This is a genomic window from Diaphorobacter sp., from assembly GCF_050251835.1.
In the GTDB taxonomy this organism is placed as follows: Bacteria; Pseudomonadota; Gammaproteobacteria; order Burkholderiales; family Burkholderiaceae_C; genus JBFXIE01.
The window spans coordinates 65,735-75,807 of record NZ_JBFWLZ010000006.1; the positions used below are offsets into that span (position 1 = coordinate 65,735).

Here is a 10,073-nt window from a genome sequence, read left to right on the forward strand (position 1 = left end):
ACGTCAGCGCTTGCGCCTGGATGGCGTGCCGCCTTTGCGTGCAGTACTGGACTTGGCCGTTGTGCGGCCGGCAACGGAACGCCGGGCGCTGGTGCTCGTCAGCGCACTGGCGGCGATACGCGCAGGCAGGTACATCACCACGTTTTCTCCCGGTTTGAAGCTGCTGGATGGCTTCAGGTCATTCCAGTCGGCAACGTCTGCTGCGCTGACCTTGTAGCGGCGTGCGATGCTGGCCACGGTGTCGCGTTTGCCGGCGCGCACGCTGGTGCGGCGTGTGACGATTTCAGGCGTGAAGGCAATCTGGCCGTTGTCTGCCACATGGCCCGGAACGTCTGCGCGCATGGTGGTCGAGCGCGCAACCATGAGCGCAGAGCCTGCCTTGATCATCATGCGCGGCGGAATGCCATTGACCTGACGCAGGTCGTTCTCGCCCATTCCCACGCGCTGAGCTGCCGCCGCCACACTCATGGTGCTGGGCACGGTCCAGACGGTCCAGCTGGCGTATTGGCCTTCGGTGTAGGCCTCGAAATTCTTGCGAAAGACCTGGGCATTGTCCCAGGGCAGCAGAATCTGCGGCATGCCGGCGGCCAGTATCACGGGTTTGTGCAATGAGGGGTTGAGTGCGCGAAAGTCCTCCACCCGGATGCCTGCCAGGCTGGCTGCAAGCGACACGTCGATATCGCGCGTGATCTCCACGCTCTGGAAATAGGGGTGGTTTTCGATCAGTGGCAGCTCGGTGCCAAAGCGGGCCGGATCGGCCACGATGTTCTTCACCGCTTGCAGCTTGGGCACGTACATGCGGGTTTCGGCAGGCATGGTCAGATCGGTATAGCGGGTGCCCAGGCCCTGTTTTTCGTTGCGGGCGATGGCGCGCGCCACACTGCCTTCGCCCCAGTTGTAGGCGGCCAGCGCCAGATGCCAGTCGCCGAACATGCCGTAGAGCTTTTGCAGGTAGTCCAGCGCGGCGCGGGTGGATGCCAGCACGTCGCGCCGGTCGTCTCGGAAGGCGTTTTGCTTGAGGTCGAAATACGTGCCCGTGGCCGGCATGAACTGCCACATGCCCGCAGCCTTGGCGCTGGACACTGCCTGCGGGTTGAACGCGCTTTCGATGTAGGGCAGCAGCGCCAGCTCAGAGGGCATGCCGCGGCGTTCCAGCTCTTCGACGATGTGAAACAGGTACTTGCTCGAGCGCTCGGTCATGCGCTGCATGTAGTCGGGACGGCTGGCATACCACTGTTCACGGTCTTGCACCAGCTCGTGCTGCAGGTCGGGCATGGCAAAACCGCGGCGAATGCGATCCCACAGGTCTGCCGGCGCGCTGATGCCGGCGACCGCGTAGCCGTCCGTGCGCCCGGCAGTGATGGGCCGAAGCGGCCCTGACGGGTACACCGGTGTGTGGCTGGCGCCGGGGTGCGGGCTGGTGGATGAAGTCGGGTTTGTGGTGCTGGTGGTGGCGCAGCCAGCCAGCCAAAGCAGGCTGGCCAGCCACAGGATATGCAGGATTCTCATCGGTACTCGTTTTTCCATTGGCGCAGCGCGGCCAGCACGGATGCAGGCTCCTGTGGGTTCACGCTGGCATCAGCCCCCAGAGCCGCCTGGGCGACGGTGGCTTGGCGCGTGCGCAAAAAAGGGTTGATGGCGCGCTCTGTGGCGATGCTGGACGGCAGCGTGGGCTGCCCCGCCTGGCGCAGAGATTCGCAGTGGGCGGTGTATTCCTGCAGCGCGGCGTTGTCAGGCTCCACGGCGCGTGCGAACTTCAGGTTGGACAGCGTGTATTCGTGGGCGCAGCAGACGCGCGTGTCGCCCGGCAGCGCAGCCAGTGCGTCCAGCGAGACCTGCATTTGCGCGGGCGTGCCTTCAAAAATCCGGCCACAGCCGCCTGAAAACAGTGTGTCGCCACAAAACAGCAGCGGCCCGCCGTCCGCATGGGCGCAGTAGTAGGCAATATGCCCTGCAGTGTGCCCGGGCACATCCAGCACCACGAAGCGCAGGCCCAGTGCAGAGACGACGCTGCCGCCGGCCAGACGGGTGACGGGCTGGGGCATGGTTTCGGCGGCAGGGCCATAGACGGCGGCACCGGTGGCTTCGCGCAGCGCGTCCACGCCGCCTACATGGTCGCTGTGGTGGTGCGTGACTAGAATGGCCTGCAATGACAAGCCCATGCTGCCCAGCGCCTGCAACACTGGCGCAGCATCGCCCGGATCCACCACGATGGCGTGGTGCGTGTCGTGCAGCATCCAGATGTAGTTGTCAGAAAACGCAGGTAGCGGCAGCAAGGTCATGATCGGTGAAATTATAGGTTTGCACCATTGGTTCGACTCTGCGCCGGGCCGCTACCTGCTGACCTGGGAGCAAGAGCGCTACGACGAATTGGTGGCCGACATCTTCGGCTATCACGCGTTGCAGCTGGGCATGCCGGGCCTGCAGGCACTGCGTGGCAACCGCATGCCGCACCGCTGGCTGGCGCTGGGCGCGGGGCAGTTGCCGCTGATGCAGTCCGTCGGCGCCCCGGCAGCGCAACTGCTGGCCGAGCCTGTGGCCCTGCCGTTTGCACAGGCCAGCCTGGATCTGGTGGCGATGCCCCACACGCTGGAACTCAGCGCAGACCCGCATGCTGCGCTGCGCGAGGTGCAGCGCGTGCTGGTGCCCGAGGGGCGGGTGGTCATCAGCGGGCTCAACCCCTGGAGCCTGTGGGGCTTGCATCAGCGCCGTGCGCGGCTGTACCAGCGCTGCGGTGGAGGAGGCCGGCTGTATCTGCCCGACGTCGAGCTGATTGCGCCGGGACGTCTGCGCGACTGGCTGCGCCTGCTGGACTTCGAGCTCGACTCCATCAGCTTTGGTTGCTATCGCCCCGCGGTGACCACCGAGCGCTGGCTGCAGCGCCATGGCTGGATGGACGGTCTGGGCCCGCGTTGGTGGCCCATACTCGGGGCAGCTTATGTGATGGTGGCCATCAAGCGCGTCCACGGCATGCGGCTGCTGGAGCCCTTGTGGCGCAAGGCGCCCAAGTCTGCGGCCGTGAAGGCACAGGTGGCGCGGCTGCATTGAGAGGCTGATCGCCCGCCCTGATCGGGGCGGGCTTGTTGTTTTATTCAGGAGTCTTTTTTGAAGCAGGTGGTGATTTATACCGATGGTGCATGCAAGGGTAATCCGGGTCCCGGTGGCTGGGGCGCGGTGCTGCGTTCGGGCGAGCTGGAAAAAGAACTGTTTGGCGGCGAGCTGGGTACCACCAACAACCGCATGGAACTGATGGCCGTGATCCAGGCGCTGGGCGCGCTCAAGCGCCCGTGCCAGGTGGCGCTGTACCTGGACAGCCAGTACGTGCGCCAGGGCATCACCGAGTGGATCCACGGCTGGAAGAAAAAAGGCTGGCGCACCGCAGCCGGCCAGCCGGTCAAGAACGTGGAGCTGTGGCAGCGCCTGGACGATCTGGCGCACGGGGCGGGCCACCGCATCGAATGGCACTGGGTGAAGGGCCACGCAGGTGACCCGGGTAACGAGCGGGCCGACGCGCTGGCCAACAAGGGCGTGGAGCAGGCGCTGGGGCGTTAGCCCCCGACCGCCCTTGGCCCGCTGGCGCTGTTGTCGGGGGCTCAGGCGCTGGCGGTGATGGCCTGCACGGCCTCGTGAATGGCCTGCGCGGCCTGCGGGCGCACCAGGCGCGAGACCTCGTGGCCGTCTCGCAAGAAGATCAGCGTAGGCCAAAGCTTCACACCGAAGCTGCGGCCCAGGCGTTGGCCGGGGCCGTCCTCCACCTTGACGTGCCGCACCTCGTCGCGATCTTCCAGCGCCTGCTCGATGAGCAGCTGGGCGCGCTGGCAATGGCTGCACCAGGGCGCGCCAAACTCGATCACGGTGGCGCCTGGCAGTTGATCCACGGCCGCGCGGGCGGGCGGATGGGGCAGGTGGGTGGCGACAAAGGGCATGGCGGCTCCTTGTTTGCGGGGGGTGTGTTGTCAGCTTGCCGGGTCAGATCACGCCGTCGAACATCATCACATCGACCGGGTCGCCAGGTCCCACGCTGCCCTGGTCGTGGTGCAGCACGATGAGGCCGTTGGCCTGCACCATGGAACTGAGCACACCCGAGCCCTGGTTGCCGGTGGTGCGCACCTGCAGCGTGCCGTCCGCGGCCGTGGTGACCAGGCCGCGCTGGTATTCGGTGCGGCCGGGTTTCTTGCGGATGGCCTCGGTGGTCACGGCGCGCAGCAGCGGCGGCGCGGCGCGCGTGCAGCCCATCATGCGCAGCAGCGCGGGACGCACAAAGGCCAGAAAGGTGACCATCACCGCCACCGGATTGCCCGGCAGGCCAAACAGCACGCTGCCGGTTGCTGCGCCCTGAATGCTTTCATTTTGATAGCTGGAGGCGCTTGTCGTACAAGAGCTAGAGGCCGTTTTTTCTTGTGACGCTGGTGTGCCCGGCCGGATGCGGCCCACGGCCATGGGGCGCCCCGGGCGCATGGCGATGCGCCAGAACGCCACGTCGCCCAGCTGCTTCATCATGGTGCGCGTGTGGTCAGCCTCGCCCACGCTCACGCCGCCGCTGGTGATGACGGCGTCAGCCTGTGCGGCCGCGCGGCGAAAGGCGGCCTCCAGCAGTGCGGGCTCGTCGCGCACCACGCCCAGGTCGATCACCTGCACGCCCAGGCGCGTGAGCAGGCCGAAGACGGTGTAGCGGTTGCTGTCGTACACCGCGCCTTCGCGCGGTGGCTCGCCCAGGCTGAGGATTTCGTCGCCGGTCGAAAAATACGCCACGCGCAGGCGGCGATAGACGGTGACGGTTTTAAGCCCCAGACTGGCTACTAGCCCAATGGCAGCAGGCGTTAGAAGCTCTCCTTTTGATAGCGCAACCTGGCCTTGCATGAGGTCTTCGCCCAGCAGGCGCCGGTTGTCGCCGCGGCGCAGGACGTCGGGCGCGATGCGGATGCTGCCATCGGGTTGAGTGCTGGTGAATTCCTGCGGTACCACCGTGTCCAGCCCGGCGGGCATGATGGCGCCGGTCATGATCTTGACGCACTCGCCTGCAGCCACTTGGCCGACCCAGGCGGTACCGGCAAAGGCCGTGCCGCCCACGGGGCGCAGCACCAGGGTCTGGCCGGAATGCAACTGTGCGCCGTCGAAGGCAAAGCCGTCCATGGCGGAGTTGTCGTGCGGCGGCACGCTGACGGGCGACACCACGTCGCGCGCCAGCACGCGGCCCAGGGCGTCGAAGATGCCCACGTCTTCGGTTTCGGTCACGGGCGCCACCAGGCGCTGCAAAAAAGCGTTTACGTCGGCGGCGCGCAGGGCCTGCGGGTCGTAGCCCTGCAGCTCGGCGGCGATCTGGTCAATGGTTTTCATGCGGAATGCAGCAAAGCGCAGAAAAGAGGGAGGGTGGCTCAGGAGTTGCCCAGGCCCTCCAGGGTATACAGTTCGGCCAGGGTGTTGGCGTTGTGGAAGGCGTGCGGGTCGTCGCCCGGCTGGTCGAAGGGCACGATGGTGCAGGCGTGCTGCGCGGTCCAGAGGTCGATCTTGCGCCCGCCGCCCTGGGTAAAACGCACCAGGCTCTCGAGCAGCGCCACGCGCAGCAGGCAAAACACCGGCTGGGTGCGCACGCGCACGGCGCCGCTGTCATCCGTCTCGGGGGCGGCGGCCATGGCGATGTCGGCGCCTTCGCGATCGGCCGCCTGCGCCAGGCGCGCGGCCAGGTCTTGCGGGAATAGCGGCGTGTCGCAGGGCACGGTGAGCAGCCAGGACGTCTCGCAGCGCTCCAGCCCGGTCAGAAAGCCTGCCAGCGGACCGGCGTAGTCGGCCAGGCTGTCGGGCCAGACTGGCACGCCAAACGATTCGTAAGCCGCCAGGTTGCGGTTGGCGTTGATCATCACTTCGCCCACCTGGGGCGAAAGGCGCATCAGGGTATGCAGCGCCAGCGGCAGGCCACGAAAGCTTTGCAGGCCCTTGTCCACCCCGCCCATGCGGGAGCCGCGGCCGCCGGCAAGGATGAGGCCTGTGATGTCGTGGGTGTGGATCATGTAAACGTTGTGTTGCGTGTCGGGCGGCCTCAGCCTCTTGCCTCTCAGCCGCCGATGTAGCTCATCTCGATGCGGCGTCGGCCTTGGCCCTGGTCGGGCGGCAGGCTGGCGCGCAACTCGGAATAGCGGTCGCTGCGCCCTTGCCAGATGTGGGCGACGGCGGCGCTGATCTGTTCGTCGCTGGCGCCGCCGCGCAGCAGGCTGCGCAAGTCCCAGCCCTGCGCGGCAAACAGGCACAGGTACAGCCGCCCCTCCATGGACAGGCGGGCGCGGTTGCAATCGCCGCAAAAAGCCTGGGTGACGCTGCTGATGGTGCCGACCTCGCCCAGGCGCGGGTCGTGGCGACCGTCGGCGCCGGCGTAGCCCCAGCGCTGGGCGGTTTCGCCTGGCGATTGCGCGGCCAGGGGCACCAAGGGTAGATCGGCCTGCAGACGCGCGATGACCTCGGCTGAGGGCAGCACTTCGTCCATGCGCCAGCCGTTGGTGGCGCCCACGTCCATGTATTCGATGAAGCGCAGCGTGATGCCGGTGCCGCGAAAGTGCCGCGCCAGGGCTGGGATTTCGTGGTCGTTGGTGCCGCGCTTGACCACCATGTTCACCTTGATGTGGGCAAAGCCCGCAGCCTGCGCGGCCTCGATGCCGGCGAGCACTTCGGCCACCGGAAAGTCCACGTCGTTCATGCGGCGAAAAACGGCGTCATCCAGGCTGTCCAGGCTGACGGTGACGCGCTGCAGCCCGGCGGCCTTGAGCGCGCGCGCCTTGCGCGCCAGCAGCGAGCCGTTGGTGGTCAGCGTCAGGTCGGGGACTTGCCCTTCGAGGGTGCGCAGCGCCGACAGTTGCGCGACCAGTTTGTCCAGGTCTTTGCGCAGCAGCGGCTCGCCGCCGGTCAGGCGTATCTTGCGCACACCGTGCGCCAGGAACAGGCGCGCCAGCCGTGTGATCTCTTCAAAACTGAGCAGGTCGCTGTGCGGCAGGTAGCGGTAGTGTTTGTCAAACACTTCCTTTGGCATGCAGTAGCTGCAGCGGAAGTTGCAGCGGTCGGTCACGCTGATGCGCAGGTCGCGCAGCGGGCGACCGCGCGTGTCTGTCAGCAAGCCGGTGGGCGGCGCGGCGTTGACGGGCACGGTGGCGGCCAGGGGGGCCAGGCGCTCGTCAATCAGCGGGATGACACGTTCAGCCATGGTTAACCGATAAAAGCAGCAAGTGGGACAGCGCAGGGGCTGGCCGGCATTGTCATTCCAGCCAGCGGATGTTTTGCAGGATTTCGTCGAAAAAGCTGCGCAGCGTCAAAACGCTCATGCTGAAGGGATCGAAGTCCGCGCTGCTGGAGTACTTGAGGAACAGCTGACGGTTGGCCTCCACCGAGCCGATCAGTCCCATGGACCAGTTGCCAAAACGGCGGTGGGCAATTTCGGCAAAGTCCAGCACGGCCGTGTCGCGGTGGCGCGGATCGGCCAGCAGGCGGTGGTACAGCGCGTTGACCGCCAGGCGGTCGCCTTCGAGCTGCTGCAAAAAAATGCCGTTGTTCAGGCACAGCGCGCCGGTGATGCCTGCAGCGGCGTTGTTGCGCCGGGAGGCGCCCAGAATGTCCTTGATATCCATCGGGCCGAGCACGCGCGCGGCGCGGCTGGCGTAAGTCAGTTGAATCAGCATCGTTTTCTCCTGCGTTGCAGTGTGGCAGATCGGGCTTTGGCAGGGCAAGGCGTTGCCCCAAAGCCCGTGCTACCGCAACGGCTGATGGCGCCTCTGCGCCTGGCCGGGGGGGTGCATTGAGTTTGGTCGGCTCTTGTTTTACGAACCGCGCTGCTGCATGGGTGCTGCGCCGTTCGTCGCGGCGGCCGGGGGCGATGCCCTGCCTGGGGCCTTGTTCGCCGTCTGGCCAGGGGCGTCGGGCGAGGGGCGGTAGAACTGTGGGTAGTAGTGCTTGACCCCGTCGCCGCTGAAGTCCCAGCCGGTGCACTGGCCCAGGTAGCGCGGGGGCTCGTCGCCTGTGCTGTGGAAGGCCGCATGGATGGTCTGGAATGCCGCCGTGGCCATGTTGAACAGCAGCTCGCGCAGGTGGGTGCAGCCGGCTACGCCGCCCAGATGATCCTGGATGGAATGGCGCCAGCCGCGCGCCATGCTGCAGCCCACCATGCTTTGCAGCGCGCGCTGGGCCTGGCTGCAGCCGCCCAGGGGGTGAGCGTCCATGGCGGACTCGATGGCGTGCACCACCAGTTGATCGTCCACCGTCAGGCGCAGCAGCATGTGGTGAATGGGGTCGCCCGCGGGGCGCACCTTGCCGGGCTGACGCATCAGGGGCTGGTCATGGGCCTTGCTGTCGTGCAGTTCTCCCTCTATGTCCCACAGGCCGTCTTCTCGCTCGAAGCCTTGATAGACGATGCGCCGGGTGTGGCTGGGGGTGCGGGGAGCTGGAGGTGACAGTGGCATGTGTGGCAATGGCTGGCAGGAGTAGCCGGTTGAAGGTGAAGGCGTGTGAGTTCTGGGTGGCCAAAGATGGCCTTGGTGCTTGCGGGCCCTGTGGCGAATGCTATCAAGTCAGGGGCCTTCTTGCGCGGCGGCTGCTCACAGCCGGCTGTCCACGCTGTTGCGCATGGCGGCCAGCGCTACGGCGTCCAGGGCTTCGTCCACCACGGTTTGCTGCGTCAGCACGCGCAGCCGGTCTTGAGCGATGAGCTCGTTGAGCAACCTCAAGGTCATGGAATGGGTGCGACCACTGGCGTCGGTGAACAAAAACAGTTTGCCGTGCGGACCCACCCACGATAGCTGGGCGCGCTGGCATTGGCCGTTCAGCAAAAGATCAACCCAGGTGCCGACGGCCAGGCCGGCAGGCGTGGTCGGTGTGTGTGTGCCGTTGGCGCCTGGCATTGCGCCCGGGGCACCGGTGCTCGTGGCGACATCCATGAAGCCCGATTCGGCGGCCTCCAGAGGGGCCACCCAGGGTTCATCGTCTGCGCGCAGGGCAGGGCGGCTCTCGGTTTGCAAGGGCAGCGGCTCGGCCGTGGGTGACGACTTGAAGGCGCCCTGGTGCAGCAGCATCAGCTGCTCAAAGAAAGCGCGGGTCTGCTGTGGCGGGTAGTCGATCAGGCTCAGTCCGCTGCGCAGCTTTTCCAGCAAGGTGGGTACCAGGCGCGCCAGGCGGGCGCTGTTCAGGCGGGTCAGCGCAGGCTGTGCGCTCCACAGCAGAGCGTCCACCACTTCCCGGTAGCGGCCGGGGTCGGCGCTGCCGGTCTGGTCGGCCAGGCGCGCCTGGGCCATCACCTGCGCCCAGGGGCCCAGCACGAAGCGGGAGATTTCTGCTGGCACCTTGTCGATTTGGGGCAGCAACGAAAGGTCGCCCGAGAGCTTGGCCGCCAGCAGGTGGCGCTGTTCGGCGTGCTGCAGCGCTTCGATGGCGCGCAGGCGCTCTTGCTTGCTGACTTGCTCGCGCGCTGCCCAGGCGGCTTGCAGCTGCTGCAGTGCATGTTCAAAGGGTTCGGGGCCGTCGATATCCGCACTGGCCAGCGGCCCGGCGATCTCCAGCAGCGACTGCAGGAATGCCTTGAATTCGGGCGCCTGTTGGCTGTTGAAGGCCAGGCTGCGGCTGGTGATTTCCTGCAGCAGTCGGCGCGCTGCGTGTTCCTTGTCGTTGAAAAACCGGGGGTCTGCCAGGGCCAGCTGCAAAAGCGCGGGCTCCAGCGTGCGGATGAATTGCTGTACAGGCCACAGCAGGCGGCTGTCGCGCGCGATGTTGTCCACCATCAGCGACACCACTTCCATGCTCAGCGCACGGGCCAGCCCGCCGGGCTGGCGGCACAGCACTGCGTACTGTGCGCCGGCGCCGCTGTCAGCGCCGGGCCGGGCGCGTTGGTTGTCCAGTCGCTCCATGAGGTGATCCACCTGCTGCATCTCCTGCAGCGCCTCCAGGGCCGCGGGCACGGTGGCATCAAAATCCGGCGCGGGCAGATCGGGCAGATCGGGCAATTGAAGCGCGTCACCGGACTCGAAGTCGCGCGCGAACTGCTCGCCAAAACTGGCCGCAGGGGCTGGCGATGGGTGCGCGGTTGTGGTGTGGCCGAGCTCTCC

General features: G+C 66.7%; 11 protein-coding genes. 2 read left to right on the forward strand and 9 right to left on the reverse strand.

All coding sequences use genetic code 11. The annotated features are described in order from the left end of the window. Window positions 1–3: 3 nt before the first annotated feature. Window positions 4–1,509 (reverse strand): transglycosylase SLT domain-containing protein, encoded by a 1,506-nt coding sequence (locus AB7E35_RS03815; RefSeq protein WP_428163262.1) that lies wholly within the window; start codon window positions 1,507–1,509, stop codon window positions 4–6. Further along, on the reverse strand, window positions 1,506–2,282 hold the full coding sequence (gloB, locus tag AB7E35_RS03820) for a hydroxyacylglutathione hydrolase (protein ID WP_428163261.1): 777 nt from the start codon (window positions 2,280–2,282) through the stop codon (window positions 1,506–1,508). The genes AB7E35_RS03815 and gloB overlap by 4 nt, the downstream gene beginning before the upstream one ends. Here gloB and AB7E35_RS03825 point away from each other — a divergent pair. Continuing rightward, entirely contained in the window at window positions 2,281–3,048 is a 768-nt protein-coding gene (locus tag AB7E35_RS03825; RefSeq protein WP_428163260.1) for a class I SAM-dependent methyltransferase, read from the forward strand. The genes gloB and AB7E35_RS03825 overlap by 2 nt on opposite strands. 57 nt (window positions 3,049–3,105) lie before the next feature. Further along, window positions 3,106–3,552: a ribonuclease HI gene (gene rnhA, locus AB7E35_RS03830; protein WP_428167113.1), complete on the forward strand. Its 447-nt coding sequence runs from the start codon at window positions 3,106–3,108 to the stop codon at window positions 3,550–3,552. Window positions 3,553–3,593: 41 nt separating this feature from the next. Here rnhA and AB7E35_RS03835 read toward each other — a convergent pair whose 3' ends face one another. From AB7E35_RS03835 to AB7E35_RS03865, 7 genes are all read right to left on the reverse strand, one after another. Then, window positions 3,594–3,926 (reverse strand): thioredoxin family protein, encoded by a 333-nt coding sequence (locus tag AB7E35_RS03835; RefSeq protein WP_428167114.1) that lies wholly within the window; start codon window positions 3,924–3,926, stop codon window positions 3,594–3,596. Between the two features lie 43 nt (window positions 3,927–3,969). Beyond that, window positions 3,970–5,337, reverse strand: coding sequence for a molybdopterin molybdotransferase MoeA (gene moeA / locus AB7E35_RS03840; protein ID WP_428167115.1), 1,368 nt, complete (start codon window positions 5,335–5,337; stop codon window positions 3,970–3,972). A 38-nt stretch (window positions 5,338–5,375) separates the two neighbouring features. Then, window positions 5,376–6,008, reverse strand: a complete 633-nt coding sequence (gene mobA, locus AB7E35_RS03845) for a molybdenum cofactor guanylyltransferase MobA (protein WP_428163257.1) — start codon at window positions 6,006–6,008, stop codon at window positions 5,376–5,378. A 44-nt stretch (window positions 6,009–6,052) separates the two neighbouring features. Further along, window positions 6,053–7,189 carry a GTP 3',8-cyclase MoaA gene (gene moaA, locus AB7E35_RS03850; protein ID WP_428163256.1) on the reverse strand — a complete coding sequence of 379 codons (1,137 nt, stop codon included), beginning with the start codon at window positions 7,187–7,189 and terminating at the stop codon, window positions 6,053–6,055. A gap of 52 nt (window positions 7,190–7,241) precedes the next feature. After that, the gene (locus AB7E35_RS03855; protein ID WP_428163255.1) at window positions 7,242–7,661 is read right to left on the reverse strand and encodes a BLUF domain-containing protein; all 420 of its coding nucleotides are present in this window, start codon (window positions 7,659–7,661) and stop codon (window positions 7,242–7,244) included. A gap of 138 nt (window positions 7,662–7,799) precedes the next feature. Then, complete coding sequence (locus AB7E35_RS03860) at window positions 7,800–8,438, reverse strand: DUF2889 domain-containing protein (RefSeq protein ID WP_428163254.1); 639 nt, start codon at window positions 8,436–8,438, stop codon at window positions 7,800–7,802. Window positions 8,439–8,573: 135 nt separating this feature from the next. Continuing rightward, the coding region (locus AB7E35_RS03865) for a DUF1631 family protein (RefSeq protein WP_428167116.1) at window positions 8,574–10,073 on the reverse strand (1,500 nt) is incomplete at its 5' end.

Bases quoted from the DNA above. Each gene is read 5' to 3' on its own strand.
- AB7E35_RS03815 (WP_428163262.1), bottom strand. From the start codon at position 1,509: ATGAGAATCCTGCATATCCTGTGGCTGGCCAGCCTGCTTTGGCTGGCT.
- AB7E35_RS03825 (WP_428163260.1), top strand. From the start codon at position 2,281: ATGATCGGTGAAATTATAGGTTTGCACCATTGGTTCGACTCTGCGCCG.
- gloB (WP_428163261.1), bottom strand. From the start codon at position 2,282: ATGACCTTGCTGCCGCTACCTGCGTTTTCTGACAACTACATCTGGATG.
- AB7E35_RS03835 (WP_428167114.1), bottom strand. From the start codon at position 3,926: ATGCCCTTTGTCGCCACCCACCTGCCCCATCCGCCCGCCCGCGCGGCC.
- moeA (WP_428167115.1), bottom strand. From the start codon at position 5,337: ATGAAAACCATTGACCAGATCGCCGCCGAGCTGCAGGGCTACGACCCG.
- mobA (WP_428163257.1), bottom strand. From the start codon at position 6,008: ATGATCCACACCCACGACATCACAGGCCTCATCCTTGCCGGCGGCCGC.
- moaA (WP_428163256.1), bottom strand. From the start codon at position 7,189: ATGGCTGAACGTGTCATCCCGCTGATTGACGAGCGCCTGGCCCCCCTG.
- AB7E35_RS03855 (WP_428163255.1), bottom strand. From the start codon at position 7,661: ATGCTGATTCAACTGACTTACGCCAGCCGCGCCGCGCGCGTGCTCGGC.
- AB7E35_RS03860 (WP_428163254.1), bottom strand. From the start codon at position 8,438: ATGCCACTGTCACCTCCAGCTCCCCGCACCCCCAGCCACACCCGGCGC.